A 26295-nucleotide genomic window follows, 5' to 3' on the forward strand; every position below is an offset into this window, starting at 1 on the left:
GGTCAGACCTGCTCGGCGAGAGCGGTCTCGTAAGCCTTGCGGACCGTGTCGCCGCCGGCCTTGCGCCAGGCGTCGCGGTACTCGTCGAGCTGGTCGAGCGACATGCGGCCCGACACGATCCCGTTGCGGTAGTCGGTGTCGACAGCGGCGAGCTTCGAGCCCTCGCTGACGTTCGGCTCGTTGTAGAGCCCGACGACGGGGCTGGGGACCGTCGCCGCGATGAGCGGCTCGAGGGTCTGCTGGAAGTTCTCGACGAACTCGACCGAGGTCGGGGCCACCACGAAGGACGGTGACTTGAAGGCGCCGAGCCACTGGAGCGCGGCGCGGTCGTTGTTCGCGGTCTCGTCGTTCAGGTCTTCGATCACACCGCCCTCGCCGAGCGTGTAGTTGTAGCCCTCGGCGCCCGTGTGGATGAACAGCGCCTCGGTGCTGCCGTCGGGTGCGCGCCAGTAGTTGACGACGTCGAGGAGCTCGGCCAGGCGCTCGGGGTCTTCGGCGGCCTTCGCCGAGATCGAGACCATGCCCCAGTAGCCGTCGTTGCGCTGGACGGCGATCTCGCCGCCGTCGACCGCGGGCGGGACGAACATGCGCGGGTCGGCGCCCTCGGTGATGTCCACGGTGTCGCGCAGGATGTTCGCGCCGAAGTAGCCGTTGAAGGAGTCGACGGTGATCGCGAGCTGGCCGTTGGTGAACATCTCGGCAGCCTTGTTGCCCTGGGTCCCGAGGGCGAGGGCGTCGGGGTGGTAGACGCCCGCCTTCCAGAGCTGGGTGTGGAACTCCAGGACGTCGGCGTAGGCGTCGGTCTCGATGACGTTGACCAGCTTGCCGGAGTCGTCGAGCTGCCACGTGGTGCCGGCCCGGAACATCCACTCCACGACGGCCTGCAGCTTGCCGTCGAAGGCACCGATGCCCCAGTGCTGCTTGCCGTTCACCGACTTGAGGGCGGCCACAGCCGTCATCATCTCGAGGAAGCCGGCGGCGTCGGCGGGCATCTCCTCGTAGCCGGCGGCCTGCATGAGGTCCCACCGGATGGCCGGGAAGTTGGTGAGGTACGGGTCTTCGTTCGGGATGCCGAAGAGGTGCCCGTTCTTGGCGGAGGCCTTCCAGGCGTTCGACCCCACGTTGGCGAGGTTGGGCCAGCGCAGGATCTCGTCGCCCGCGAGCACCTCGGAGAGGTCGGCGAACACCCCGTCGTTGATGGCCTTCGCGGCGACGGCGTTGGTGTCCTGGACGAACAGCAGGTCCGGGACGTTGCCCGAGGCGATGGTCGTGGCCATCTTCTCGTTGTAGGTGTCGAAGGCGACGAGGGTCGGCTCGAAGGTGCCGCCGAGCCGCTCGTTCAGCCCAGCCCAGTACTCGTTGGCCGGGGCCTTCTGGGGCGGAGCGCCCCAGAGCACCTGGAAGGTCGTGACCTTGCCGCCGGACAGCGGGGCCTTGGTCACCGAGTCGTAGTACTCCTGGATCGGCTGGGTGTAGATGGTCGGCATGCCCTCGACAGCACTGACGATCCCGCCGGGGACCTCCCGCGGTGCGACGTAGGTGGGCAGTGCGAGGGCGACGGCCTCGCGGGGGTTCGGGCGGGCACCCCCGCCCCCGCCGCCCGAGCAGGAGGCGAGCGTCACGGACAGCGCCGCGATGCCGGTGAGGCTGAGGAAGGTGCGCCGGCTGAGCTGTGCATCGAGTCGGGGACCGAGAGGTGCCGAGGACATCCGCTTCTCCTTTGAAGGTGGTGATGCTCAATCAGCCACGACGGTAGCGCCAGCCCCGTAGAATGTCTAACGAACGTTCAGTAAGTTGGCGTGACCTGCGAGGACATCCCTCCACCTAGACTTCGTGCCTACCACTCACCAGTCCTGCTCGAGAGGCAGCCCCCAGCCGTGTACTCGTTCCTCCTGGCGATCATCTACGTCGCCTTCATCAGCCTCGGGCTCCCGGACTCCCTCGTCGGGGCGGGGTGGCCGGTCATGCACCAGGACCTCGGTGTCCCGCTGGCCTACGCCGGCATCATCACCATGATCATCGCCGGGGGCACGATCTTCTCGAGCCTGGCCTCGGAGCGGGTCACCCGCCGCTTCGGTGCTGGCATCGTCACCGCTGCCAGTGTCGGCCTCACCGCGGCCGCGCTCGTCGGCTTCTCCCTCTCCGGCTCGTTCTGGGTGCTGTGCCTGTGGGCCGTCCCCTACGGGCTGGGGGCCGGCGCTGTCGACGCTGCGCTCAACAACTACGTCGCCCTGCACTACGCGGCCCGGCACATGAACTGGCTGCACAGCTTCTGGGGCCTGGGCGCGTCGATCAGCCCGTTCATCATGAGCTACGCCCTGACGTCCGGCCAGGGGTGGTCGAGCGCCTACAGGATCGTCGGTCTCACCCAGGTCGTGCTGACCTTCGTGCTGATCATGACCCTGCCGGTGTGGGGGAGGGCCGCCAAGACGGCACTGATGGCACCGGCAGTACCAACTGCACCGAAGGCACTGGCGGGGCGTGACGACGGCGACGTCGCCCCTGGCACTGACAGCGCTGTCGGTGCCGGACAGGCGGCGGGGGACGGAGCGGCGCCCCTCGACGGGCAGGCGGGCGGAGCCGAGCCGTCCGGCAGACGCAGCGCCCACGTGCCGCTCGCGGAGGCGCTGCGCATCCCCGGGGTCGTACTCATCCTCGTCGCCTTCTTCGCCTACTGCGCGCTCGAGAGCACGGCGATCTTGTGGGCGTCGACCTTCCTGGTCACCGACCGGGGCGTCAACCCCGCGACGGCGGCGGCCTTCGCCTCGTTGTTCCTCATCGGCATCACCGGTGGACGGTTCTTGGCAGGCTTCTTCGCCGACCGCATCGGTGACAAGCAGCTGATCCGCGGCGGCTTCGTGACGATCGGCGTGGGTGTCGCGATGCTCGCGCTCCCGCTGGGGGCAGACGCGCCGGCTCTCGTCGGCCTCGTGGTCGTCGGGCTCGGGTGCGCGCCGATCTACCCGGCGATCATCCACTCCACCCCGGTGAACTTCGGTCGGGACAGGTCGCAGGCCGTCATCGGCATCCAGATGGCTGCGGCGTACACGGGCTCGACCCTGGCGCCGCCGCTGTTCGGCGTGGTCTCGACCTGGGTGGGGATGTGGACCTTCCCGCTGTTCCTCGCCGTGCTGGCGGTCCTGGGCCTGCTGATGTCCGAGCGCCTCAACCGGCTCGTCGGGCGCAGGGCGCCGGTCGACGGGTTCGTCCGCCAGTCCTGAGCGCTGCGCGCTGAGCTCTGCGCGCTGGGTCCCGGGTGCTGGGCGCCGAGAGCTGGGCGTCGGGCGTCGCCGATCCTCTGCTCGAGACCCTCTCGTCAGCGGTCCGACCTACTCTGTGACTGGTGTGCCTGTCGTCGCGCAAGCGTCACGGCCCCATCCCCTCCGGCCCGAGAGAGACCCCTGTGAGCACCGAGAAGACTCCCGTGACCGAGACGCCCCGCGTCGAGGCCGCACCCCGCTTCGGCTGGATCTACGCGAGCCTGCTGCTCGTCATGTTCCTCGCCGCCCTCGACCAGACCATCGTCGGCACGGCTCTGCCGACAGTCGTCGGAGAGCTCGACGGCGTCAACCACATGGCGTGGGTGGTCACCGCCTACGTGCTCGCCATGACCATCGCCATGCCGGTGTACGGCAAGGTCGGCGACCTCGTCGGCCGCAAGAAGCTCTTCCTCTTCGCGATCGCCCTGTTCCTGCTCGGCTCGGCCCTGTGCGGCGTCGCGCAGGACATGATCCAGCTCATCGGCTTCCGTGCGCTCCAGGGCCTCGGCGGTGCTGGCCTGATGATCACGTCGCAGGCGATCCTCGCCGACCTCGTCCCCGCCCGTGAGCGTGCGAAGTACATGGCACCCATGGGTGCCGTCTTCGGCGTCGCATCGGTCGCGGGTCCGCTGCTCGGTGGCTGGCTGACCGACTCGGTCGACTGGCGCTGGATCTTCTGGGTCAACGTGCCGCTCGGCATCGCGGCCTTCGCCGTCGCCGCGACCATGATCCACCTGCCCAAGCGCACGTCGACCGCGAAGATCGACTACCTCGGCATCGCGACGATGGCCGTCGCCGTGACGGGCATCGTGCTGGTCTGCACCTGGGGCGGGACCGAGTACGCGTGGTCGTCGCCGACGATCCTCGTGCTCGCCGTCGTCGGCGTCCTCGCCACGGCCGCCTTCCTGGTGGTCGAGCACCGCGCCGTCGAGCCGATCATCCCGCTCGGTCTGTTCCGCAACCGGACCTTCGTGGTCGCCACGACCCTCGGGCTCTTCGTCGGGGCGGGCATGTTCGGTGCGCTCGCCTACATGCCGACCTTCTTGCAGATGGCCTACGGGGTCAACGCGACGGAGTCGGGCCTGCTGCTCATCCCGATGACCGTCGGCATGCTCACGGGGTCGTTGTTCTCGGGGGCGAGGGTCAGCAAGACCGGCCGGTACAGGATCTACCCCGTCGTCGGGACCGTGATCGCGGCCCTGGCGATGCTGCTGCTCTCGCGGGTCAGCGACGAGACGCGCCTCTGGGCCGTCTGCGCGATCCTCGCGCTCATGGGTCTGGGGATCGGGCTGTTCTTCCAGCTGCTCGTGCTCACCGTGCAGAACGCCGTGCCGCCGCGCGAGATCGGCACGGCGACGTCGTCGAACAACTTCTTCCGCGAGATCGGTGTCACTCTCGGTACCGCGATCCTCGGGACGGTCTTCGCCTCGCGGCTGACCTCGGGCCTCGCCGACGTGCTCAGCGGCACCGAGGGGGTCGACCTGCCCGGCGCCACGAGCCTCACGCCCGCGATCGTCCGGTCCTTGCCCGACGCGGTCCAGTCCGGGGTGGTCGACGCGTACACCGACGCGCTCATCCCGCTCTTCGCCTTCCTCGTGCCGATGTTCCTCGCCGGGACCGTCGTCGCGCTGTTCCTGCCGCACATCCCGCTCGCGAGCCGGAGCGACGTGGCGGGAGCGCTCGAGGGCGAGTCGGCGGGACAGCCTGGCGACGAGGTCCTCGGTGAGCCTGCCGACGAGCCGGTCGGCAGGTCGTCCGATGAGGCGTCAGGCGCGCAGCGCTAGCCGTCGCCGGGGAACCGCACCCGCCGGACCGCCCTGTACACGGTCGCCCGGGACACCCCGAAGATCTCGGCGACCTCGCTCGCGGTGCGTGACCCCTCGTGGAGGGTGGTGACGAGCTGGCGTTCCTGCGCAGGGGTGAGCGTCGGACGTCGGCCGCGCAGGTGGCCCTTGGCGCTGGCCTCGGCCATCCCCTCGCGGGTGCGCAGCCTGACGAGGTCCGCCTCGAGGTCGGCGACGAGGGCCAGGCAGTCGCACAACGAGAGGGCGTCGGGACCACCCAGGCAGTAGTGGTCTGCGCCCACGCGGAGCATCGCGCCGGCTGCTGCCAGCCGGTCGACGATGTCGCGGGCGTCCGGGACAGACCGCGCGAGCCTGGCCAGGGCTGTCACGACCAGCGTGTCTCCACGTCCGCAGCGGGCGAGCGCGTCGGCCAGACCTGGCCGGTCCCGGTCCGTGCCGGTCAGCCCGCGGTCGACGTAGACGGCAGCGGGGACGACCCCCAGCGCCCGGAGCGCGCTCACCTGGGCTGTGCGGTCGCGCGGGGTGACCGAGACGCGTGCGTAGCCGATGAGCATGTGGACGACGCTATCCGCGGGTGCGGCGTCCGGGGTCCTGGGCTGATGGGGACTGGTCCCCTGGGGCGGCGGCAGCCGGGGCCGTGGTGTCTCACTGAGGGTCCCCCGTGCGAACTGTCGAGATCTCCCGTCAGGCGCACCAGCGCAGCGTTCCCGAGCCGTCGAGGGTGCGGTGCGGTCTGGACGGTCTGGCCTGCCCGGGCGAGCGTGGAGACATGAACACGAACAGGACGTCACTGAAGCGAATCATCGGCGCAGCCGGCGCGACGGCTGCACTCCTCCTGGCGGTCCCCGCCACTGCGCAGGCCGCAGACACGATCGACTACACGCTCACCCGGGCGGAGGTCGCCCAGCAGGCCGCGGACGCACAGTCGCAGACCGACCTCATCTGCGGTGCGCTGCCGTGGCCGATCAGCTGGGCGTGCTCGCAGAACCAGGCCAACGGCGGCATGCGCGACGCGCTGCAGGACGCCTACGTCGCCGGGTGCGGGCTGCGCGTGCAGGTCACCCCGACAGGCTCGGGCGCGTCGTACGACAAGGCGACCTACCAGTACACCAAGGTCAACTGCCGCTGACCCAGCCCGAGAGCCCGCGCGGCACCGCAGCCGCGCACCGACCCAGACGATCTCAGACTGCACGACGAGACCGGCGGGAGACGAGACAGTCTCCCGCCGGTCTCGTCGTGTACACCGGAGCTGACGGTCGCTAGCTCCTCGGGCCGCGCTTCGTCTGGGCGTCGGCGACTGCCCGCAGGCCGGGCGCTGCCCGCAGGCCGGGCGCTGCCCGCAGGCCGGGCGCTGCCCGCGTGATGGGACCTCTCAGCAGTGCGCGCGCTGTCCGCATGCTGCGCTGGCCCGGGTTTGCGCTATCCGCGCGCTGCGCGGGCCCGGTCCTTGATCGCGACGATGACGTCGGTCTTGGCATCGGCGTAGGAGTTCATGTCGTCCCACCGGGTGCTCATCAGGGACCGCTTGGTGCTCTCGTAGAGCTCGCGGTCTGCGGCGTCCGCGCGCAGGTGGTCGCGGAGCAGCAGGTACTCGTGGACCGAGGGGTCGTCCTTCTCGTAGACGTGCACGTGGACGTCGCGCCCCGGGGTGCGGACCAGACGGTGCCGCGGCTCGCGGACCCGCAGCACGTACCCGGCCGCGAGCAGCCCGTCGAGATAGTCCTCTTCGGCGGTGATGTCGTCGACGCCGACCACGACGTCGATGATCGGCTTCGCGGCGAGCCCGGGCACCGAGGTCGACCCGATGTGCTCGACGAGCACGTCGGTACCGGAGAGCGCCTCGCGGATCCGCTGCTCGTGGTCGCGGTAGAGGACGGGCCAGGTCTCGTCGTAGTCGTGCAGCGTGATGGTGAGCGGCTCGACACCGCCGATGAGGTCGAGCGTGGTCACGTCAGGACGGCGCGGTGTGGGGTTAGGGGTCACGAGTCCATCGTCGCACCGCGCCGCTCGGTGCGAGGGTCGCGGACCGAGCTCTCCAACCCTGTCGACAGCACGCCCGTCTCGCGCAACTCGTCAGCGGTGACGCGGCGACCGCCAGAGTGAGCCGAGGCGTAGATCGCAGTGACGATCTCGAGGGGGCGTCGCGCCGAGGACGCCACGTCGGGCAGGACGGTTCCCTCGCGCAGCGCGCGGTACGTCGCACGGACCAGCGGGACGTGACCGCTCGGCTCGTCCTCCTCAGGGAGCGCCCACCCGGCCGCCTCCTCGGCGGGGACGCCCGGTGCCGGGGTGATCCGCCAGTCCGGCCCGGAGTGCCCGTACAGGTGCTCGACCTCGACGGTCGCGCGCTCGCAGTCGACACGCACGTGGCTCGTCTCGCGCGGGCTGAGGGTCGAGGACACGGCCGTGGCGACCACACCGCTGCGGAACAGGATGGTCGCGGTCGACAGGTCGTCCATCTCGGTGTCGCGGTCCAGGCGCCAGGTCTGCGCGCTGATCTCCTGCCAGTCGCCGAGCAGGTGGGCGAGCAGGTCCATCTGGTGGATGCCGTGACCGAGCGTCGTGCCGCCACCCTCGCTGTCCCAGCGGCCGCGCCAGTCGACCGCGTAGTAGTCGGCGCCGCGGAACCACAGGGTCTCGCACTGGGCGACGAGCGGTCGCCCGAGGGCACCTGAGCGCAGGAGGTCGCGGACGTGCGCGGCGCCGGAGCCTGTGCGCTGCTGGAAGACGGTCGCGAGGGCGACCCCTGCGGAGTCGCAAGCCTCTTGCATGTCGTCGAGCTCGGCGAGGGACAGCGCCGGGGGCTTCTCGCAGACGACGTGCACCCCTGCCGCGGCGGCCTCGAGGGTCTGCTCGCGGTGCACACCGGGAGGGGTGCACAGGTGCACCACATCGACGGTCTCGGAGGCCAGCAGCTCGGTGAGCGTCGCGTACCGGCCGGGCACCGCGTACCTGGTGGCGAAGTCGTCGAGGCGGCCGGTGTCCGGGTCGGAGCAGGCGACGAGCTCGGCGAGCGGGTCGAGGGCGATCGCCCGCGCGTGCAGGTGGGCGACGGCCCCTGTGCCGACGATCGCCGCGCGGACCGGCCTGTCGGGGCCGATCGGCGCCCAGGGGGCCCGCACCGGCGGGACTGCGTGGCCGGTGGCAGCGGTCGTCGAGGCGGGGAGTGCAGAGTCAGACATCGTCGTTCGCTCCGTCAGGTTGTGCGGGGGTCCAGGTAGTGCGGGTCGCGCAGGTGTCAGGTACTCACCCGGCGTGGCTCGAGGCGCGGACCACGAGCTCGGGCTGGAACTGCACCTGCTCGTGGCGGAACCTGTCGCCCTGCGTGTGCTGGGACAGCAGCAGGTCGGCGGCCCTGTAGCCGAGCTGGTGGGTGGGTTGGCGCACGGAGGTCAGCGGGATCGCGAGCTCCCCGGCGAAGTTCACGTCGTCGTAGCCGACCACGGCCATCTCGCCGGGCATCGCGATGCCCTCGGCCCGCAGGGTCCGCTGGACCCCGAGGGCCACGAGGTCGTTGACGCAGAACACGGCCGTCGGGCGGTCGACACCGGCTGTCGTCGTCGCGAGCAGGTGGCGCATCGCGGCCTCGCCACCGTCGGCGTTGAGGGACGAGGCGGTGATCTCGGTGAGGTGGGTCGCCGGGTCGAGCCCCGCCGCGTCGAGGGCGCGGAGCATGCCGGCGTGCCTGTCGCCGCACTGGCGGATGCTGTGCGCGCCGTTGACGAAGGCGATGTGCGTGTGGCCCTCGGCCACGAGGTGGTTGCCGGCGAGCTGACCGCCGACCACGTCGTTGACCGCGGCCGACGAGATGTCCGGGACGGGCGAGGTCGCGTCGAGCAGCACCACGTTGACGCCGCGGGCACGGAGCTCGAGCAGCGGCTCGATGTCGTCGGTCGAGGGCACCACGAGCACCCCGTGGACCCCGTGCTCCTCGAAGAGCCGCAGGTAGCGGGCCTCGCGGTCCGGGTCTTCGTCCGAGCTCGCGAGCATGAGGGTGAAGTCGTCCTCGGCGAGGCGGTCTTCGATGCCGCGGGCCACCTCGGTGAAGAAGGGGTTGCCGATGTCCAGGACGATCGCGCCGACTGTCGTGATCGTGCCCGCGCGGAGCTGGCGTGCCGAGCCGTTCGGGACGAACTGGAGCTCGGCGATCGCGTCGAGCACCCTGTCCCGGGTGGTGGGGGAGACGCGGTCTGGTCGGTTGAGGACGTTGGAGACCGTCCCGACGGAGACGCCGGCTGTGCGCGCGACGTCGCTGATGGAGCTCCGCTTGCGCGCAGTGGGCGTGGTCACCGTGGTGGGCCTTTCGACGTGGGGTGCGCCGGGAGCGTCGTCGAGCCCGGGTGCCCTTGAATACTAGTGGCGCTTGACCTGCTCAGGACGTGGGACGTACGGTCCTCGACATCGCGCTGAACCGATTCACAAGAATGTAGCGCATGACACCGAGGACGAGGAGGTCCACCGTGGCCCGCGTGTGCTTTGTCTCCCAGGTCCGGCCCGACAGGCTCGAGGAGTACCGCGAGCGGCACGCCGCGGTGTGGCCCGAGATGCTCGAGGCCCTGCGCGACTGCGGGTGGCGCGACTACCACCTGTTCTTGGCGCCCGACGGCCTGCTCGTGGGCTTCGTCGACGTGGACGACTACGACGCGGCCCAGGCCGCGATGGCGCAGACCGGTGTCAACGCGCGCTGGCAGGCGGAGATGGGGGAGTTCTTCGTCGCCGACGACACTGCGCCCGACGAGGGGATGGTGCGGCTGGAGCAGGTGTTCCACCTGGAGACTCAGCTGACCGAGGCGGGGCTGCCGACAGGCTGAGCAGCCGCAGCCCGCTCGTTCGGGGGTGCTCCGGCTAGCCTGGCCGACGTGGGTATGAAGAACTTCTTGGTCGAGGGCGTCTCCGGGACTGGCAAGACCGCGGTCTGCACGGAGCTGCAGCGACGCGGCTACCACGCCATCCACGGCGACCGCGAGCTGGCGTACCAGGGAGACCCGATCACGGGGGCTCCCACCAGCACGAGCGACCATGAGCACCACATCTGGGACGTGGCGGCGGTGAGGCGCCTCCTCGCGGACGACAGTGCTCCGGTGACGTTCCTCTGCGGCGGATCGCGCAACCATGCTGCGTTCGTCGACGATCTCGACGGGGTCTTCGTGCTGACGGTCGACGCCGAGACCTTGGTCCGACGGCTGGACGGGCGCCCGCGCGACGAGTGGGGTCACGCACCTGAGGAACGAGAGCTGATCCTCCGTCTGCACCAGACGCAGGAGGACGTGCCGACCTCGGGAATCGCGGTCGACGCCACCCTGCCGGTGGCGGAGGTCGTCGACACCATCCTGAGGCTGAGCGGGGCAGGGGCTGCTCGGTAGGGGAGCGTTCGAAGCCCCAGCAGGTTGGCGACCGGTGTCTGCTCGCCGCCTTCGTCGAGCCTTCCGGTCGTCCGTGGTGTTCTCGTGTGTCTCGCAACTGACAACTACGACAGCCGGAATCCCCATGAGATCCGAGTCTTGGTGGCGACGTCGGTGGCGACCGACCTGGCAGACTGTGCGAGTGTCGCGACGTGAGCGGTGGGAGAGCTGGTCCGAGGGACCGTTGACGGTCGGGGCGCTGCTGTTCCTTGTGGCCTATGCGATCCCGATCATCTGGCCCGCGGTGAGCGAGGGTGTCCGTGCTCTCGCGTCGGGTGCGGTCGCGCTGACCTGGGCGATGTTCGGTGTGGACTACGCCGTGCGCCTGATGGTCTCTGAAGACCGGCGACGGTTCTTCCTCGGCAATCTCTTCGACCTTCTCGTGCTGGTGCTCCCGCTGCTGCGACCGCTGCGGTTGCTCCGACTCGTCACGCTGCTGTCAGTCTTGAACCGCACGGGGGCGCAGGGACTGCGCGGGCGGGTGGTGACCTACGCGGCTGGCGGCACGGCCCTGCTGGTCCTGTGCGGGGCTCTGGCGATCACCGATGCCGAGCGGGGCCAGCCGGGGGCGACGATCACCCGGTTCGTTGACGGGCTCTGGTGGGCGGTGACCACCATGACGACGGTCGGGTACGGCGACACCTACCCGACGACTGCGACCGGGCGGGTGGTGGCAACAGTCCTGATGGTCGGAGGGATCGCCCTGCTGGGTGTCGTAACGGCGACCCTCGCCTCGTGGTCGGTCGAGCGGGTGACTGAGGCGAACGAGGCCGAGCAGGCGGCCACCAGGGCGCAGGTCACAGACCTCTCAGCCCAGGTCGCGTCGTTGGAGACCTTGCTCCGCGATGCGCTTGGGGCTGCCAGCGACCCCTCCCCGCCGCGGGCGCCCGGGCGCCTTGGTGCCCCGGGGCAGGATGCTGACTCGGCAGGCATGCTCGGCCCACTCTCTCCTGCGTAACCGTCACTTCCGCCATCGGGCCTGATGAGACGTCTTCTGGTGGGGGCCAGCATCAGCTGCCCGACGAGACGTCTCGCAAGACATCGCTTGCGAGACGTTGGTCTGACGGCGCACCAGGCTGACCTCCGAACCCGTGCCCCTCGCTCGGTCTCGTCGAGAGGCTGATCGAGCCTGCGGCCTGGCCGCGGTCGATGGCCGCGGCCAGGACCGCCGGACGGGCTCCGGTCTGAGCAGTAGCCTGTCGGCATGTCCATCCTCACTGAGATCTTCACCGCATCACCTGAGCACGCCATGTCTCGCGCCAGGGCGCACGACGAGGGTCGCCCGCCGACCCCGGTCGGTGACCTCTTCGAGACGACGGGTGTCACGGACCTCGAGCTGGAGGTCCTCGGTGAGATCGTCGCCAGGGCGGTCGGCATGGGTGGGATCGACACAGAGCTCCACCCTGTCCACCTCGAGCTCGACGAGCTGTCGCAGGTCCCCGATGCCGTGGTCGCGGCCTGCGCAGAGCTCCCCGCGCTCGACGCCGACCCCACGGTGAGCGTGAGCATCGACGCTGTCATCGCGTCGTTCTGCGCACTGGAGGACATCGACCTCGCCGAGCCCGAGGCGTCAGACCTCGTCCGTCGGGTCATCGATCTTGCGGTCCTGGCCCACCGGCGCGGAGACGGCCTCTATCTCTGGACCTCGCTGTAGGTCTCTCGACGGACGCGGTCCCGGCCGAGGCCGATGCGAACGGGATCTTCGTCCCAGGACGTCAGGCCCTTCGGGCGTCCGACCTCCCATCGCCGTGACGGCCCGGGCCGCGGTCGGGCGAGGCCACAGCCCGTTGGTAGAGGCTCGATCCTAGGACTCTGGTGCTGCCCGGGGCTGTCACGGTCGTGTCTCTCACGTGCTGGAAGCCCTGGGACTCGTAGAAGCGTCGCAGGCCGTGGTTGTCGTCGGCGCAGTCGAGCCTCACGAAGGTCTTGCGCTGGTCGGCAGCGCGGGCTGACGCCCAGCTCAAGAGCTCGTGCCCCAGGCCGCGACCGCGGCTCGCCTGAGCCACGGCCAGACGATGGACGTAGAGGGCCGGGGCGGTGTCGGTGTCCCAGGTCTCTGCGTCGTGGTCGGTGACGGTGATGATCGCCTGCAACCCGCTCTGGTCGCGGACCACGAAGAGCGCGCCGCGCTCGGCGTCCCCCAGGACGACCTCAGCCGGGATGGCGTGCCGCCACTGGTCGATCGACCGGTCGTGCAGCCAGCGCCTCGCTCCGTCGAGCAGAGCCACGGCCTCGGTGACATCGTCAGGCGTGCCCTGCTCGACGGCCAGATCGGTGGGTCCCATGCCGTCACCCTAACCACCGCGTGCGACGGGGCCGCAGGCGTCTCGTGCCCCGAGGTGTCGTCGGCAGCACGTCCCGCGAGGAGCGTCCGCGGAAGACCGGCGGGGCTGGCACATCGCGTCCCGTGCTGCCGACGGTGGTGTCCGATGACCGCCAGACACCGAAGGCCAGGGCCGATGTACTTGCACGCATGAACCTCCCACAGAGCCACCGTGCCGATCTCTTCCGTTCCCTCCACACCCCTGCCCGCCCGCTCGCGCTCGTCACCGTCTGGGACGTCGCGAGTGCTCTGGCCGCCCAGGACGCCGGCGCTCCGGCGATCGCGACGACCAGCGCCGGTGTCGCCTGGTCTCAGGGTGTCCCCGACGGTGATCGTCTGGACCGAGCGCGGGCCGTGTCCGTGCTCGCCGCGATCGCCTCGGCGGTCGACGTGCCGGTCTCGGCGGACATCGAGGGTGGGTACCCGGACAGCACGGGCGACGTCACCGAGACGGTCCGCGCGGTGATCGAGGCAGGAGCCGTGGGCATCAACATCGAAGACGGGTCGAGGTCACCTGACGAGCTCTCCCGGCGGGTCGCTGTCGCGCGCCGGACCGCGGACCAGATGGGCGTCGGCCTGTTCGTCAACGCACGGTGCGACGTCTACCTGACCGGTGCCGTCGCACCGGCACAGCGTCTCGAGGAGACCGTCCGCCGGGCGGCTGCGTACGTCGAGGCCGGCGCCGACGGGATCTTCGTCCCCGGTGTGGTGGACGCCGACACCATCGCTGCTCTCGCCGGGGCGGTCCAGGTGCCGTTCAACGTCATGGTCGGACCCGGCGCGCTCGACGTGGCAGGGCTCGGCCGGCTCGGCGTGGCCCGCGCGAGCCTGGGATCCTCGGTCGCGCAGGCCGCGATGACGACAGTCCGGGACGCGACGGCCGAGCTGCTCGCCACCGGGACCTACGACGGTCTCACCGGGGCGCTCGACTACGGGTACGTCGACGGGCTGCTCACGCGGGCGTCGAGCCAGGCTCGCCGAGGGGCGACGATAGATGCGTGAGGACCGACCACCACCACGAGCGCGGAGCCGCGCCGGCCTCTCGAGGCCGTCGCACCGTGACGGCACCCCCGGGCGCGAACGGGCCGGCCTGCTCGCTGGGGGACCCGCAGTTCGCCGAGCGCTACACCGCGATCGACGCCCGGGACGTGAGGTTCGACGGGCAGTTCGTCACCGCGGTGTCTTCGACGGGCATCTACTGCCGCCCCTCGTGCCCTGCGCGTACCCCGAAGCCCGAGAACGTCACGTTCTACACGTCGTCGGCGGCAGCTCACGAGGCTGGGTTCCGGGCGTGCCGGCGCTGTCTGCCCGAGGCGACGCCCGGCACGCCCGAGTGGGACCTGCGCGGTGACCTCACAGGCCGTGCCATGCGGCTGATCGCCGACGGGGTCGTGGACCGTGAGGGTGTCGACGGGCTCGCCACGAGGCTCGGGTACACACCGAGGCACGTCCACAGGCTGCTCGTGGCCGAGCTCGGGGCGGGCCCGGCGGCCCTCGCCCGTGCGCAGCGCGCCCAGACGGCACGCTCGTTGCTGGTGGGGACCGACCTCGCGATCGCCCAGGTGGCGTTCGCGGCCGGGTTCGGCTCGGTGCGCCAGTTCAACGAGACGGTCCAGCTGGTCTTCGCGGCACGGCCCAGCGACCTCCGCGCCCGCGCCCGCGCGCGGGCCTCGGAGACCACGAACGGCTCGTCGCAGGTGACTGGGCGGGAGTCGATCCGGCTCGACGTCGACCTCCCCGTCCGGCAGCCCTTCGACGCGCCAGGGGTGCTGTCCTTCCTGGCCGACAGGGCTGTCGAGGGGGTCGAGTCGGCAGGGGTCCTGGCCGACGGGACCCTGAGGTACGCACGGACGCTCCACCTGCCGCACGGCCCCGGGGCTGTGGAGGTCCTGGCAGAGCAGACCGCAGACGCGACGTGGCGGGTCCGTGCGCGGCTCGAGCTCATCGCTCTGTCCGACGTCGGCCCGGCGGTCGCCCGGGTGCGACGGATGCTCGACCTGGACGCAGACCCGTCCGCGATCGACGCAGCCCTCGCCGCCGACGGTGCGCTCAGCGCGCTCGTCGCAGAGCGACCAGGGACCAGGGCGCCCGGGACCGTCGATCCTCAGGAGATCCTCGTCCGGGCGCTCGTCGGCCAGCAGATCTCGGTCGCTGCGGCCCGGACGCATCTCAGCAGGCTCGCCGCGGCCCTGGGTTCGCCCTGCGCCTCGACCTTCTCGGGGCTCGACAGGCTGTTCCCGACGCCAGAGCAGATCCTCGACGGTGTGCCTCTCCCTGTCGCGGGGGAGCCGCTCGACCCTCAGCGGCTGCTCAGGCTGCCCGCACGCTCGATCGCCTCCGTGGTCGGTGCTGCTCGTGCGCTCGTGGACGGAGACCTCGAGCTGCACGTCGGCGTCGATGCCGCCACGGTGCGCAAGGCGCTGCTCGCCCTGCCCGGGGTCGGCCCGTGGACAGCGTCCTACGTCGCGATGCGCGTCCTGGGCGACCCCGACACCTGGTTGGACGGTGACGTCGCCCTGCTCTCCGGTGCGCGGACCGTCGGGCTGCTCGGCCCGCAGAGCGCTGGTCGGTCAGAGCACCGGGTCCTGGCGGCTCGGGCCCAGGGGTGGGCGCCGTGGCGGTCCTACGCGGTCATGTATCTCTGGCGCGCGTCCTCGCAGGCCCGGTCCGTGGGTGCGGCGTCCGGGCCGAGCGCAGGGGCAGCGCGCGAGAGGTAGGCGGGGCGAAGGGCCCGTCGTGGACGAGCCGACAGGAGCTCGCAGCAGGCTCTAGGAGGCGTGAGCGAGATCCGACGCCTCAGCCAGGTAGGCGTCGAGCGCCTTGCGGACGAGGTCGCTCCGGCTGAGACCGAGCTTGGCCCGGACCTCTTCGATCGCCTGGTTGGTCTGGTCGCTGACCGCCACGTTGATGCGGGGCGAACGCTGGCCGTGCGGTCTGGGGGGTTCGCCGTCCAGGCGGGGTCGTCCGACCCTGCGCTCGACGGCCGCGACGTCAAGTCCTGCTGCCTCGAGCATGGCGCGCGCCTCCGCGCTGGCCTGCGGTCCGGTGACGGCACGTCGAGGGGTGGTGACTCCGGACTCAGCCCACTGAGCCAGCTGCCGGTCAGTCTCTTCGCTCATAGCTCCTCCTCATATCCAACGGTGGTGCGAGTTGTCTCGCGGAGCCTCATGACGTGGAAGACACGGACATCACCCGGCGGGGTGATGTTCACCATGACCTCCAACGTGCCGAAGCGGCTAGGTCCGATGTAGAGCCGCGGGCTCGTGTCGTGCCCTGGGCGAGGGTCCTCGAAGTCGTCGTACAAGGCGTGGGCGTAGAGCATGGCGTAGAGCGCTTCGTCCTGCGGGATGTCGTGCTCGCCAGCGCTGTCTGCCCACGTCATCGCCGTAGCAGCGATCGTCCCATGACACCGTATTTGTGTCCACCAAAATTAGACGGGCCCGGAGATCCCGGGATCGGGAGCAGCCGTCGCCCCGATGTGGGCGGTTGACGTGCCCGCTACCTGCTCCGTACAGTTCTCTTGAAACGATTCACAACGAGGTGGAGAGCCAGATGTCACACGCTGAACTGAGCGCCGACGCGCGCCAGGCGCTGCTCGCGCAGACCATAGAGCTGCCGTCCTGGGCCTTCGGCAACTCCGGGACCAGGTTCAAGGTCTTCGCGCAGGAGGGTGTCCCTCGCGACCCCTTCGAGAAGATTGCGGACGCTGCGCAGGTGAATCGATACACGGCGACGGCGCCGCGTGTCTCCCTGCACATCCCGTGGGACCTCACCGACGACTACGCCGCGCTGTCGGCGCACGCGAAGGACCTCGGCGTCGAGATCGGCGCGATCAACTCGAACCTCTTCCAGGACGACGACTACATGCTCGGGTCGCTCACGCACCCGGACCCGATCGTCCGCAAGAAGGCCGTCGACCACCACCTCCAGTGCGTCGACGTCATGCGCGCGACGGGCTCGACCGATCTCAAGCTCTGGCTGCCCGACGGCCTCAACTACCCGGGCCAGGACAACCTGCGCGCCCGCCAGGACCGCCTGGCCGAGGGGCTCGCCGAGATCTACGCGGCCCTCGACCCCGAGCACCGCCTCGTCATCGAGTACAAGTTCTTCGAGCCGGCCTTCTACTCCATGGACATCCCGGACTGGGGCACGGCGCTGCTGCACTGCCTCGCCCTCGGCCCGCAGGCCGTGGTCGTCCTCGACACCGGGCACCACGCGCCGGGGACCAACATCGAGTTCATCGTCGCGCAGCTGCTCCGCCAGGGGCGCCTGGGCGCCTTCGACTTCAACTCGCGCTTCTACGCCGACGACGACCTCATGGTCGGCGCCGCGGACCCGTTCCAGCTGTTCAGGATCATGCACGAGATCGTCTCCGCCGGGGCGCTCGCCCCCGACTCGGGCGTGAGCTTCATGCTCGACCAGTGCCACAACATCGAGCCCAAGATCCCCGCTCAGATCCGCTCGGTGATGAATGTCCAGGAGGCCACGGCCAAGGCGCTCCTCGTCGACACCGCTGCGCTCGATGCAGCCCAGCAGTCCGGTGACGTGCTCGGTGCGAACGGTGCCCTCATGGACGCCTACAACACCGACGTCCGACCGCTGCTCGCCGGTCTGCGCGAAGAGCAGGGCCTGCACCCGGACCCGCTCGCCGCCTATGCGGCCTCCGGTTACGCCGAGAAGATCGTGGCCGAGCGCGTCGGTGGCGCGCAGGCCGGATGGGGAGCCTGACATGACCACGACCCCCAGCACCACGACCCCGGCGGCCGACCTCGTCGCTCGGTCCAACCGCCTCGGCGCCGACCCCCGCACGACCAACTACGCCGGTGGCAACACCTCCGCCAAGGGCACCGAGACCGACCCCGTCACCGGCGAGCCTGTCGAGCTGCTCTGGGTCAAGGGCTCGGGCGGAGACCTCGGCACCCTCACGGAGAAGAACCTCGCCGTGCTGCGTCTCGACAGGCTCCGCGCCCTCACCGGCGTGTACCCGGGCGTCGACCGCGAAGACGAGATGGTCGCGGCCTTCGACTACTGCCTGCACGGCAAGGGCGGTGCCGCGCCGTCGATCGACACCGCGATGCACGGCCTCGTCGACGCCGCGCACGTCGACCACCTGCACCCTGACTCGGGTATCGCCCTCGCGACGGCCGCCGACGGCGAGGCCCTCACAGCTGAGTGCTTCGGCGACAAGGTCGTGTGGGTGCCGTGGCGCCGCCCCGGCTTCCAGCTCGGCCTGGACATCGCCGCGGTCAAGGACGCGAACCCGCAGGCGATCGGCTGCATCCTCGGCGGGCACGGCATCACCGCGTGGGGCGAGACGAGCGACGAGGCCGAGGCCCGCAGCCTCGAGATCGTCGCGACAGCCGAGGCCTTCATCAGCGAGCGCACCGAGAGGCTCGCGACCGAGGGCAAGCACCCCTTCGGGGCTGTCGTCCCCGGCTACGAGGCCCTCGACCCGGCCGAGCGCCGGACGAAGGCCGCGAGGCTGGCCCCGGTGATCCGCGGTCTCGCGTCGACCGACGCCCCGCAGGTCGGGCACGTCACCGACTCCGACGTGGTCCTCGACCTGCTCGCCCGTGAGCGTCTCGCCGAGCTCGCGGCGCTCGGCACGAGCTGCCCCGACCACTTCCTCCGCACCAAGGTCAAGCCTCTTGTCGTCGACCTGCCGTCCTCGGCGACCGTCGAGGAGATCTCCGCGCGCCTCGTCGAGCTGCACGCGGCGTACCGCGAGGACTACCAGGGCTACTACGACCGGAACGCGACGCCTGAGTCTCCGGCGATCCGCGGGGCGGATCCCGCGATCGTGCTCGTGCCGGGCGTCGGCATGTTCTCCTTCGGCAAGGACAAGCAGACCGCGCGCGTCGCGGGCGAGTTCTACGTCAACGCGATCAACGTCATGCGTGGCGCCGAGGCGATCAGCACCTACGCTCCGATCGACGAGGCCGAGAAGTTCCGCATCGAGTACTGGGCCCTCGAAGAGGCGAAGCTCCAGCGCATGCCCGCGCCGAAGCCGCTCGCTACGCGCGTCGCGCTCGTGACCGGAGCCGGTTCGGGCATCGGCCGGGCCATCGCCGAGCGTCTCGCGGCCGAGGGGGCCTGCGTCGTCATCGCCGACCTCAATCTCGAGGGTGCGCAGGAGGTGGCCGACCAGCTCGGCGGTCCCGACGTCGCTGTCGCCGTCCGCGCGGACGTGACGAGCGAGGACGACGTCGCCGCCCTCGTCGACGAGGCTGCGCTCGCCTTCGGTGGGGTCGACCTCGTGGTCAACAACGCCGGGCTGTCGATCTCCAAGCCGCTGCTCGAGACCACCGCGAAGGACTGGGACCTCCAGCACGACGTCATGGCCAAGGGGTCCTTCCTCGTCGCCCGTGAGGCGGCGCGCGCGATGATCGCCCAGGCGATGGGCGGCGACATCGTCTACATCGCGTCGAAGAACTCGCTCTTCGCCGGGCCCAACAACATCGCGTACTCCGCGACAAAGGCCGACCAGGCCCATCAGGTGAGGCTGCTCGCGGCCGAGCTCGGAGAGCACGGCATCCGGGTCAACGGCGTCAACCCTGACGGCGTGGTCCGTGGCTCGGGCATCTTCGCCGGAGGGTGGGGAGCCAAGCGGGCTGCGGTCTACGGCGTCGCGGAGGAAGACCTCGGCGCGTACTACGCGCAGCGCACGCTGCTCAAGCGCGAGGTGCTCCCCGAGCACGTCGCAGCAGCGGTCTACGCCCTCACCGGGCCGGACCTCAGCCAGACGACAGGTCTGCACGTGCCGGTCGACTCGGGTGTCGCGGCGGCGTTCTTGCGCTGACGATCAGCAGCACGACGGCACGACGGCACGACGGCACGACGGCACGACGGCACGACAGCACGACAGCACGACAGCACGACAGCACAGCACCGCGCGGACCCGGGCAGCGGAGCCCGGGTCCGCGCCCCGCACGGCCGAGGCCGTGCGCACCGCCCGCGCACGGCGCGCCGGCGGGCATCAGCATCGTGGAAGGTGCAGTGACGTGGAGAGACGGACGACGGCCTTCGCGGCCGTGGACCTCGGGGCCTCGAGCGGTCGCGTGATCCTCGGGCGGGTGATCCCTGGAGACGCCCTCGACGGCAGCCAGACCCGGGTCGAGCTGCACGAGGTGACGCGGTTCCCCAACGGGCCCGTCGAGGTCGACGGCACCCTGCACTGGGACATCTTGCGCCTGCACCAGGGAATCCTCGACGGGCTGCGCGCAGCGGTCCGCGAGACCCAGGCGCGCGGCGACGTCTTCGGCGGCGTCGGCATCGACTCGTGGGCTGTCGACTACGGCCTGCTCGACGCCGACGGCGCGCTGCTCGGCAACCCCGTGCACTACCGAGACTCTCGGACCGACGGTGTCCCGGCGCGGGTCTTCGACGAGATCGGCTCGGGCGAGCACTACGCCGTGAACGGTCTGCAGACCCAGCCCTTCAACACCGAGTTCCAGCTCGTGGCCGCGGCCGGGTCCGCGCAGCTCGACGCGGCCCGCACGCTGCTGCTCGTCCCCGACCTGCTGACAGCCTGGTTGACCGGTCGCCGGGTCGCCGAGGTGACGAACGCGTCGACCACCGGTCTGCTCGACGTGAGGTCTCGGCAGTGGTCCACGACCCTCGTCGGCGCGTTGCGCCACGCCTTCCCGTCGCTGCCCGATCTCCTCGGTGCGGACGGTCTGCTCCCGGCGCTCGTCGAGCCCGGGACCGTCGTCGCGCCTCTCGCCGATGACGTCGCCCGCGCCGTCGGTGCGCCTGCCGGGGTCCCGGTCATCGCCGTCGGGTCGCACGACACGGCTTCGGCCGTGGTGGCCGTCCCCGCGACGAGCGAGCACTTCGCCTACGTCTCGTGCGGCACATGGTCCCTCGTCGGGCTCGAGCTCGACGCGCCGGTCCTCTCCGAGGCCAGCCGCGAGGCCAACTTCACCAACGAGCTCGGCGTCGACGGGACCGTGCGGTACCTGCGCAACGTCATGGGTCTCTGGCTGCTCCAGGAATCCGTCCGCACGTGGAACGCGGCAGGTCTGCCCGCAGACCTGCCCGACCTGCTCGCCGCCGCGGCGCTCGTCCCGGCGCTCACCACGGTCGTCGACGTGGACGCGCCGGAGTTCTTGGCCCCCGGTGACATGCCCGCGAGGATCGCCGCCGCCGCCGAGCGGACCGGCCAGACCCCACCGCAGTCGCAGGCCGAGACCGTCCGCTGCATCCTCGACTCGCTCGCCGTCGCCTACAGGCGTGCCGTCCGCCAGGCGGGCGAGCTGTCAGGGCGTGACGTCGACGTCGTCCACATGGTCGGCGGGGGAGTGCGCAACGAGCTGCTCTGCCAGCTCACCGCCGACGCGACAGGGTTGCCTGTGGTGGCGGGACCTGTCGAGGGGGCGGCGCTGGGCAACGTCCTCGTGCAGGCCCGTGCGGCCGGTGTCCTCAGCGGGGACCTCGCTGGGCTGCGCGCCGTCGGAGCACGCGGCGTCCCGCTGCGCAGGTACGTGCCGGGAGGCGGAGGGGCAGGAAGTCTCGCCGCAGAGCACTGGGCCGCCGCGGAGGCCAGGCTCGTCGGGGCTGTGCTCGGGGCCGTCGACGCCTGACCACTCGGCTGAGGGGCCTCGAGGCAGGTGCGAGCCCAGAAGCGCTCGCCAGTCCGGAGGGCCGCCAGCCCGGCGGGGCGGCCTAGCCCTGCTGGACGGGCTGGTCGCGCAGCGCGAGGATGAACTCTTCGACGATCTCGCCGCGGCCGTTGGCGAAGCCTGAGTCCTCACCGATCACCTCGAAGCCGCAGCGCTTGAGCACCGTCAGCGACCCGACGTTGTCCTTGGCGGTGCGGGCGTGCATCGGTCGGTCGGTCACCTCGGTGAGGATCGCGCGCAGCGCCTTGGTCGCCACACCCCGGCCCCAGTACTCGCGGCCGATCCAGTAGGTGAGCTCGTGCTCGTCGTCCTCGACGTAGGTCATGATGCTGCCGGCGACACGGCCGCCGACCAGGATCGTGCGGGCGGTGACCTGGGGGTCCTCGCGCAGGATCTTCCAGCGGGCGTCGAAGCGGCCGCGGTCGGTCGGGTCCTTGACGGTGAAGGCCGCGATCCGGTTGGCCTCGCGATCCTGCTCCATGCGGAAGAACACGTCGATGTCAGCCGAGATGATCGGGCGCAGCACGACGTCTGCCGGGGCCGCGACGAGCTCGACCTCGAAGCCCGCGGAGTTCTGCAGGAATGCTGCGTAGTGCCCGGGGCGTCCGTCGGAGGGCTTGCCGCCGGCCCACGGGTACCTGTCGGCGAAGAGCGGTGTCCAGCCCTTCTCCTGCGCAGCTGCGTACAGACGGTCGACGCGAGCCTGCGACCCCGAGTGCAGGGCGAGGTGGTTGAGACCGGGCCGGAGCCTGTCGTGCTCGGAGGAGGACAGCGCGGCGGACTGCTCGAAGACCAGGTACGTCCCGCCGAGCCTCAGGCTGAACCCTGTGTCCCACGTCTGGAAGGGGGAGTAGCCGAGCTCGGTGAGCAGCCAGCCCCAGGTGGCGCGGGCCTCCTCGAGGTCGGGGACCCAGATCTCGACGTGGTGCAGCGTGCCGCGTGCCGAGGCGATCGGCGCGGCGGGGACCGCGGGTGCGGCAGGCGCGGCGGGGGCTGCCTGACCGGAGTCGGGCACTGTGGGGGTGGACGGCGCAGACGCAGCCGAGGCCGACGACGTGTCGGTGGCTGCTGCGGTCGGGGCGGAGGGCGTGCCGAGGCCAGCCTGCGCCGGGGCAGGCTGGGCGGTCGACGACGCGGTCGTCTCGGGCTGGACAGTCACAGGTCCACGGTACGCGGCGGGAGGTCCGTCGTCGGTGCCGTAGGGCCTGCCCGGCGTGTGCTCATCTTCACGTTCTGGTCACGTGACACGACGGCGCCGGGCCCCACCGCGGTGCCCATCATCGCTGAGTTCTGGCGGCTCGCAAGGCGGGGGAGCATCTCCTTCCTCACAGTGCTCAAAACTTAAACTACTAGCCAGGCGAGCCGATGAACTTGTCGGAGGGGGTCACTTCAACCGAAGAACGACCGACGCTGCGCCGCAGGGCGCCAGAGGAGCACCATCATGTTCACGCTGAGAAGGACACACGCGGCAGCCGACGCGAGCCTGGCGCTCGCCGAGGCGCGCCAGAACACCGACGCGGTCACCGCGGTCGTCGAGGCGCTCGCGCGCAGCCGGGAGCCTGGCGACGCCGTGCAGCGCGTCCTCGACGTCGTGCGCGAGCAGTTCGGCTGGGCCTACGGCTCGTACTGGCGGATCGCCGAGGACGAGCCCGTGCTCGAGTTCGCCCAGGAGTCCGGCTCGGTCGGCGAGGAGTTCCGTGCCGTGACGGCCACGGCCTCGTTCCGTGAGGGCGTGGGTCTGTCCGGTCGTGCGTGGAAGTCCCGCGACCTCGTGGTCGTCGAAGACCTCGGTGACCTCCGCGACTGCGTGCGGGCGCCCGCCGCCCAGCGCGTCGGCGTCCGCAGCGGCATCTGCTTCCCCCTCTACGAGGACGGTCAGGTGGCCGGGACGATGGACTTCTTCGCGACCGAGGTCCTCGCGCTCTCGCCCCAGCGCGTCGAGACGCTGCGCAGCATCGGCGTCCTGGTGTCGCAGGCCCTCGAGAGGGTCGTCGTCGCCGAGCGGCAGGCCCTCGACAAGCAGGACGTCGACGCCGTGAGCTCTGTGCTGCGCGAGGTCTCTGTCGCGACCTCCAGGGACGCCGCGCTGTCGCGCGCCCTCGACACCATCCGACGTGACTTCGGCTGGGACTACGGGTCCTTCTGGCAGATCGACGAGGCCGACCAGGTGCTGCGCTTCGGCCAGGAGTCGGGCCAGGTCGGCGAAGAGTTCCGCACCGTGACGCGCGCGGCGTCCTTCGCCCAGGGTGTCGGCGTCGCGGGGCGGGCGTGGAAGACGCGAGACCTCGTCTACGTGCGCGACCTCGCGCAGGTGACCGACTGCGTGCGCGCACCCGTCGCCCAGCGCGCCGGGGTGAAGTCCGGGGTGTGCCTGCCGATCCTCGTCCGCGAGACCGTCGTGGGGACGATGGACTTCTTCGTCACCTCGACGCTCACCATCTCTGCCGGCCGTGAAGAGGCCCTGCGCAACACGGCCTTCCTCCTCGGGCAGGCCCTCGAGCGCATCGAGGCTGCGGACCGCCTCACGACTGCGGGCAACGAGCTCGTCGCGTCGATCGACGAGGTCGAGCGCAACGTCCTGTCGGCCACCCGTGTGGCGACCGACGGGCGTCTCCTCGCGGAGCGCGCGAACGACGAGGTCACCCGGCTCGGTGAGTCCTCGCAGGAGATCGGCACAGTGGTCAACGTCATCGGGCGGATCGCCGCGCAGACGAACCTGCTCGCCCTCAACGCGGCGATCGAGGCCGCGCGGGCCGGTGAGGCGGGCCGCGGGTTCGCCGTCGTCGCCAACGAGGTCAAGGACCTCGCCAACGAGACGGCACGGGCCACGACCGAGGTCGGGCAGCGGATCTCCGCGATCCAGGAGCTGGTCGACGAGGTCGTCGGGTCGCTGACGAGCATCAGCGACGCCGTCGGTCAGATCAACGAGACCCAGGCGACCATCGGCGGCGTCCTCACGGAGCAGGCTGCGGTCACGCGCGCGATCCTCGACTGAGGGCCGCGGGGGTGCGGGGCGAGCTGCCCCGTGCCGTCCGGAGGGAGACCCGTCCCGGGTGGCAGGGGGCCGTGGGACGGGACTCACATAGTTGAAACCTCAATTAGTGAAGACCGGGGTCGATCTGAAGGGTCCCCTGAGATGTACGGAGAGCACCATGAGCATCCCCCCGCAGAAGCGCGCAGCAGCCCGGCTCGAAGACCTGAGCGTCCGCGTCAAGGTCCTCGGCGTGGTCGCGATCGCGACAGTCGTCGCCATCGTCATCGGCCTGGTCGGGCTGCAGGCCCTGTCAGCCTCGGCCGACACGACCGAGCAGCTCTACGAGGAGAACGTGCTCGGTGTCCTCCACGCCTCGGAGATGGAGCTCGCGATGAACGACATGCGGCTCCGCTCGCGTGACGCGATCCTCGCGCTCGACCCCGACAAGACGCGTGAGAAGCTGACCGAGCTCGACGACGCCGAGGCGGCCTTCGAGGAGGCCGAGGGCCTCTACGCAGCGACCCCGCTCGACGCCGCGCGCGAGAAGACCCTCGCCGAGCTCACCACGACGATCGACGCCTACCTGACGGTCCAGCGCGACGTCATGGGACCCCTCGCGATCGCCGGCGACATCGAGGGCTGGACAGCGGCCAACGACGAGCAGTCTCGCCCGTTGACCACCGCCATGAACGAGCAGATCTCGAGCCTCGTCGAGACCGAGCGGACCCGCGCCTCCGAGGCCGTCGAGGCCTCGCGCGACAGCTACGTCCAGCAGCGGACCGTCTCGGTGGTCATCCTGATCGCCGGTGCGCTGCTCGCGCTGACCCTGGGCTGGTTGGTCGCCCGTGGGATCACGCGGAGCGCCGTCGCCGTGCAGCGGGTCGCGGAGCACCTGGCCGAGGGTGACCTCACCCAGACCTCCGGTCTGACCTCTCGTGACGAGATGGGCCGGATGGGCGCCGCGCTCGACGTCGCGACCCGCAGGCTCGGCGAGGTCATGAGCACCGTGGTGCGGTCCTCCGACTCGGTCGCCGCCGCGTCGGAAGAGCTCTCGGCGAGCTCGCAGCAGATCTCGGCCGGTGCCGAGGAGACCTCCGCTCAGGCCGGGGTCGTGTCGGCAGCGGCGCTCCAGGTCTCGGGCAACGTGCAGACCGTCGCAGCCGGCGCTGAGGAGATGGGTGCGTCGATCCGGGAGATCTCCCAGTCGGCCAACGACGCCGCCCGGGTCGCTGGCGAGGCCGTGACTGCCGCAGCCAGCGCGACGGGCTCGGTGGCCCAGCTCGGGGCGTCCAGCCAGGAGATCGGCGACGTCGTGCGCGTCATCACGACCATCGCCGAGCAGACCAACCTGCTGGCCCTCAACGCGACCATCGAGGCCGCGCGTGCTGGTGAGGCCGGCAAGGGCTTCGCGGTGGTTGCCTCGGAGGTCAAGGAGCTGGCGCAGGAGACGGCCCGCGCGACCGAGTCGATCGGACGCCTCGTCGAGACCATCCAGTCGGACACGGCGGGTGCCGTGTCCGCGATCGAGCACATCACCGGCGTGATCTCGTCGATCAACGACTACCAGCTGACGATCGCCTCGGCGGTCGAGGAGCAGACCGCGACGACGACGGAGATGAGCCGCAACGTGGCCGACGCCTCGACAGGGGTGGGCGAGATCGCCGGCAACATCACCGGGGTCTCGGACGCCGCCGACTCGACCACGCAGGCGCTCGCCCAGACGACCGTCGCGGTCAACGAGCTCGCCCGGATGGCGACCGAGCTGCGCGCCTCGGTCTCGACCTTCACGTACTGACCGGCACGGCCGGGTCGCGAGGTCGCACGCGTGGCCGCGAGGTCGCACGGACGCGCCAGACAGACCGCCTCAGAGCGGCGGTCCGGCGTGTCTGTGCGACCTCGGTCGGGACGGT

At 70.8% G+C, this 26295-nt stretch carries 23 protein-coding genes; 14 read left to right on the forward strand and 9 right to left on the reverse strand.

Features of this window, described 5'->3' with window-relative positions; genetic code table 11:
• Positions 1 to 2: 2 nt before the first annotated feature.
• A complete protein-coding gene (locus SANBI_RS02805; RefSeq protein WP_319158725.1) occupies positions 3 to 1709 on the reverse strand; it encodes an extracellular solute-binding protein in 1707 nt (568 codons plus the stop codon).
• A gap of 168 nt (positions 1710 to 1877) precedes the next feature.
• Here SANBI_RS02805 and SANBI_RS02810 point away from each other — a divergent pair, with 168 nt between their 5' ends.
• The gene (locus tag SANBI_RS02810; RefSeq protein ID WP_319158727.1) at positions 1878 to 3221 is read left to right on the forward strand and encodes an MFS transporter; all 1344 of its coding nucleotides are present in this window, start codon (positions 1878 to 1880) and stop codon (positions 3219 to 3221) included.
• 203 nt (positions 3222 to 3424) lie between these two features.
• The gene (locus tag SANBI_RS02815) at positions 3425 to 5044 is read left to right on the forward strand and encodes an MDR family MFS transporter (RefSeq protein WP_319158729.1); all 1620 of its coding nucleotides are present in this window, start codon (positions 3425 to 3427) and stop codon (positions 5042 to 5044) included.
• On the opposite strand, the gene SANBI_RS02820 is transcribed toward SANBI_RS02815, so the two are convergent.
• Positions 5041 to 5619, reverse strand: coding sequence for a recombinase family protein (locus SANBI_RS02820; RefSeq protein WP_056136072.1), 579 nt, complete (start codon positions 5617 to 5619; stop codon positions 5041 to 5043). The genes SANBI_RS02815 and SANBI_RS02820 overlap by 4 nt on opposite strands.
• A gap of 215 nt (positions 5620 to 5834) precedes the next feature.
• Between SANBI_RS02820 and SANBI_RS02825 the strand changes: the two genes are divergently transcribed.
• Positions 5835 to 6194: a hypothetical protein gene (locus tag SANBI_RS02825; protein WP_056136076.1), complete on the forward strand. Its 360-nt coding sequence runs from the start codon at positions 5835 to 5837 to the stop codon at positions 6192 to 6194.
• A gap of 290 nt (positions 6195 to 6484) precedes the next feature.
• Here SANBI_RS02825 and SANBI_RS02830 read toward each other — a convergent pair whose 3' ends face one another.
• The 3 genes from SANBI_RS02830 to SANBI_RS02840 all read right to left on the reverse strand — a co-directional run bounded on the left by SANBI_RS02830 (position 6485) and on the right by SANBI_RS02840 (position 9355).
• Positions 6485 to 7048 carry a GrpB family protein gene (locus SANBI_RS02830; RefSeq protein ID WP_319158733.1) on the reverse strand — a complete coding sequence of 188 codons (564 nt, stop codon included), beginning with the start codon at positions 7046 to 7048 and terminating at the stop codon, positions 6485 to 6487.
• Positions 7045 to 8247 (reverse strand): Gfo/Idh/MocA family protein, encoded by a 1203-nt coding sequence (locus SANBI_RS02835; protein WP_319158735.1) that lies wholly within the window; start codon positions 8245 to 8247, stop codon positions 7045 to 7047. The genes SANBI_RS02830 and SANBI_RS02835 overlap by 4 nt, the downstream gene beginning before the upstream one ends.
• A 64-nt stretch (positions 8248 to 8311) precedes the next feature.
• Positions 8312 to 9355, reverse strand: a complete 1044-nt coding sequence (locus SANBI_RS02840) for a LacI family DNA-binding transcriptional regulator (protein ID WP_056136085.1) — start codon at positions 9353 to 9355, stop codon at positions 8312 to 8314.
• Positions 9356 to 9498: 143 nt separating this feature from the next.
• On the opposite strand from SANBI_RS02840, the gene SANBI_RS02845 reads away from it, so the two are divergent.
• The 4 genes from SANBI_RS02845 to SANBI_RS02860 all read left to right on the forward strand — a co-directional run bounded on the left by SANBI_RS02845 (position 9499) and on the right by SANBI_RS02860 (position 12121).
• Positions 9499 to 9876 carry an L-rhamnose mutarotase gene (locus SANBI_RS02845; RefSeq protein ID WP_319158739.1) on the forward strand — a complete coding sequence of 126 codons (378 nt, stop codon included), beginning with the start codon at positions 9499 to 9501 and terminating at the stop codon, positions 9874 to 9876.
• 54 nt (positions 9877 to 9930) lie between these two features.
• Positions 9931 to 10428, forward strand: coding sequence for an AAA family ATPase (locus SANBI_RS02850; RefSeq protein WP_319161157.1), 498 nt, complete (start codon positions 9931 to 9933; stop codon positions 10426 to 10428).
• Positions 10429 to 10609: 181 nt separating this feature from the next.
• Positions 10610 to 11425, forward strand: coding sequence for a potassium channel family protein (locus SANBI_RS02855; protein WP_319158741.1), 816 nt, complete (start codon positions 10610 to 10612; stop codon positions 11423 to 11425).
• 246 nt (positions 11426 to 11671) lie between these two features.
• A complete protein-coding gene (locus SANBI_RS02860) occupies positions 11672 to 12121 on the forward strand; it encodes a hypothetical protein (RefSeq protein ID WP_319158743.1) in 450 nt (149 codons plus the stop codon).
• Between the two features lie 61 nt (positions 12122 to 12182).
• Here the strand turns inward: SANBI_RS02860 and SANBI_RS02865 are convergent, their stop codons facing one another.
• Positions 12183 to 12752: a GNAT family N-acetyltransferase gene (locus SANBI_RS02865; RefSeq protein ID WP_319158745.1), complete on the reverse strand. Its 570-nt coding sequence runs from the start codon at positions 12750 to 12752 to the stop codon at positions 12183 to 12185.
• A gap of 188 nt (positions 12753 to 12940) precedes the next feature.
• Between SANBI_RS02865 and SANBI_RS02870 the strand changes: the two genes are divergently transcribed.
• Positions 12941 to 13792 (forward strand): isocitrate lyase/PEP mutase family protein, encoded by an 852-nt coding sequence (locus SANBI_RS02870; protein WP_319158747.1) that lies wholly within the window; start codon positions 12941 to 12943, stop codon positions 13790 to 13792.
• Positions 13793 to 13848: 56 nt separating this feature from the next.
• On the forward strand, positions 13849 to 15507 hold the full coding sequence (locus SANBI_RS02875; protein ID WP_319161159.1) for a DNA-3-methyladenine glycosylase 2 family protein: 1659 nt from the start codon (positions 13849 to 13851) through the stop codon (positions 15505 to 15507).
• A gap of 51 nt (positions 15508 to 15558) precedes the next feature.
• Here the strand turns inward: SANBI_RS02875 and SANBI_RS02880 are convergent, their stop codons facing one another.
• Both SANBI_RS02880 and SANBI_RS02885 read right to left on the reverse strand, forming a co-directional pair.
• Positions 15559 to 15909: a ribbon-helix-helix protein, CopG family gene (locus SANBI_RS02880; RefSeq protein WP_056136100.1), complete on the reverse strand. Its 351-nt coding sequence runs from the start codon at positions 15907 to 15909 to the stop codon at positions 15559 to 15561.
• Positions 15906 to 16172, reverse strand: coding sequence for a hypothetical protein (locus SANBI_RS02885; RefSeq protein ID WP_319158752.1), 267 nt, complete (start codon positions 16170 to 16172; stop codon positions 15906 to 15908). Before SANBI_RS02885 ends, SANBI_RS02880 begins: the two co-directional genes overlap by 4 nt.
• A gap of 170 nt (positions 16173 to 16342) precedes the next feature.
• Here SANBI_RS02885 and rhaI point away from each other — a divergent pair, with 170 nt between their 5' ends.
• The 3 genes from rhaI (at position 16343) to SANBI_RS02900 (ending at position 21372) form a co-directional block, all read left to right on the forward strand.
• Positions 16343 to 17518, forward strand: coding sequence for an L-rhamnose isomerase (rhaI, locus tag SANBI_RS02890; RefSeq protein ID WP_319158754.1), 1176 nt, complete (start codon positions 16343 to 16345; stop codon positions 17516 to 17518).
• Position 17519: 1 nt separating this feature from the next.
• Positions 17520 to 19589 (forward strand): bifunctional aldolase/short-chain dehydrogenase, encoded by a 2070-nt coding sequence (locus SANBI_RS02895; RefSeq protein ID WP_319158756.1) that lies wholly within the window; start codon positions 17520 to 17522, stop codon positions 19587 to 19589.
• 202 nt (positions 19590 to 19791) lie between these two features.
• The gene (locus SANBI_RS02900) at positions 19792 to 21372 is read left to right on the forward strand and encodes a rhamnulokinase (protein ID WP_319158758.1); all 1581 of its coding nucleotides are present in this window, start codon (positions 19792 to 19794) and stop codon (positions 21370 to 21372) included.
• Positions 21373 to 21454: 82 nt separating this feature from the next.
• Here the strand turns inward: SANBI_RS02900 and SANBI_RS02905 are convergent, their stop codons facing one another.
• Complete coding sequence (locus SANBI_RS02905; RefSeq protein WP_319158760.1) at positions 21455 to 22570, reverse strand: GNAT family N-acetyltransferase; 1116 nt, start codon at positions 22568 to 22570, stop codon at positions 21455 to 21457.
• Between the two features lie 282 nt (positions 22571 to 22852).
• Here SANBI_RS02905 and SANBI_RS02910 point away from each other — a divergent pair, with 282 nt between their 5' ends.
• Both SANBI_RS02910 and SANBI_RS02915 read left to right on the forward strand, forming a co-directional pair.
• Entirely contained in the window at positions 22853 to 24406 is a 1554-nt protein-coding gene (locus SANBI_RS02910; protein ID WP_319158762.1) for a GAF domain-containing protein, read from the forward strand.
• Positions 24407 to 24563: 157 nt separating this feature from the next.
• Positions 24564 to 26180 carry a methyl-accepting chemotaxis protein gene (locus SANBI_RS02915; protein WP_056136470.1) on the forward strand — a complete coding sequence of 539 codons (1617 nt, stop codon included), beginning with the start codon at positions 24564 to 24566 and terminating at the stop codon, positions 26178 to 26180.
• Positions 26181 to 26295 lie beyond the last annotated feature (115 nt).

The organism is Sanguibacter biliveldensis, from assembly GCF_033798665.1.
Lineage (GTDB): Bacteria > Actinomycetota > Actinomycetes > Actinomycetales > Cellulomonadaceae > Sanguibacter > Sanguibacter inulinus.

Bases quoted from the DNA above. Each gene is read 5' to 3' on its own strand.
- SANBI_RS02805 (WP_319158725.1), bottom strand. From the start codon at position 1,709: ATGTCCTCGGCACCTCTCGGTCCCCGACTCGATGCACAGCTCAGCCGG.
- SANBI_RS02820 (WP_056136072.1), bottom strand. From the start codon at position 5,619: ATGCTCATCGGCTACGCACGCGTCTCGGTCACCCCGCGCGACCGCACA.
- SANBI_RS02825 (WP_056136076.1), top strand. From the start codon at position 5,835: ATGAACACGAACAGGACGTCACTGAAGCGAATCATCGGCGCAGCCGGC.
- SANBI_RS02835 (WP_319158735.1), bottom strand. From the start codon at position 8,247: ATGTCTGACTCTGCACTCCCCGCCTCGACGACCGCTGCCACCGGCCAC.
- SANBI_RS02845 (WP_319158739.1), top strand. From the start codon at position 9,499: ATGACACCGAGGACGAGGAGGTCCACCGTGGCCCGCGTGTGCTTTGTC.
- SANBI_RS02850 (WP_319161157.1), top strand. From the start codon at position 9,931: ATGAAGAACTTCTTGGTCGAGGGCGTCTCCGGGACTGGCAAGACCGCG.
- SANBI_RS02860 (WP_319158743.1), top strand. From the start codon at position 11,672: ATGTCCATCCTCACTGAGATCTTCACCGCATCACCTGAGCACGCCATG.
- SANBI_RS02865 (WP_319158745.1), bottom strand. From the start codon at position 12,752: ATGGGACCCACCGATCTGGCCGTCGAGCAGGGCACGCCTGACGATGTC.
- SANBI_RS02870 (WP_319158747.1), top strand. From the start codon at position 12,941: ATGAACCTCCCACAGAGCCACCGTGCCGATCTCTTCCGTTCCCTCCAC.
- SANBI_RS02880 (WP_056136100.1), bottom strand. From the start codon at position 15,909: ATGAGCGAAGAGACTGACCGGCAGCTGGCTCAGTGGGCTGAGTCCGGA.
- SANBI_RS02885 (WP_319158752.1), bottom strand. From the start codon at position 16,172: ATGACGTGGGCAGACAGCGCTGGCGAGCACGACATCCCGCAGGACGAA.
- rhaI (WP_319158754.1), top strand. From the start codon at position 16,343: ATGTCACACGCTGAACTGAGCGCCGACGCGCGCCAGGCGCTGCTCGCG.
- SANBI_RS02895 (WP_319158756.1), top strand. From the start codon at position 17,520: ATGACCACGACCCCCAGCACCACGACCCCGGCGGCCGACCTCGTCGCT.
- SANBI_RS02910 (WP_319158762.1), top strand. From the start codon at position 22,853: ATGTTCACGCTGAGAAGGACACACGCGGCAGCCGACGCGAGCCTGGCG.
- SANBI_RS02915 (WP_056136470.1), top strand. From the start codon at position 24,564: ATGAGCATCCCCCCGCAGAAGCGCGCAGCAGCCCGGCTCGAAGACCTG.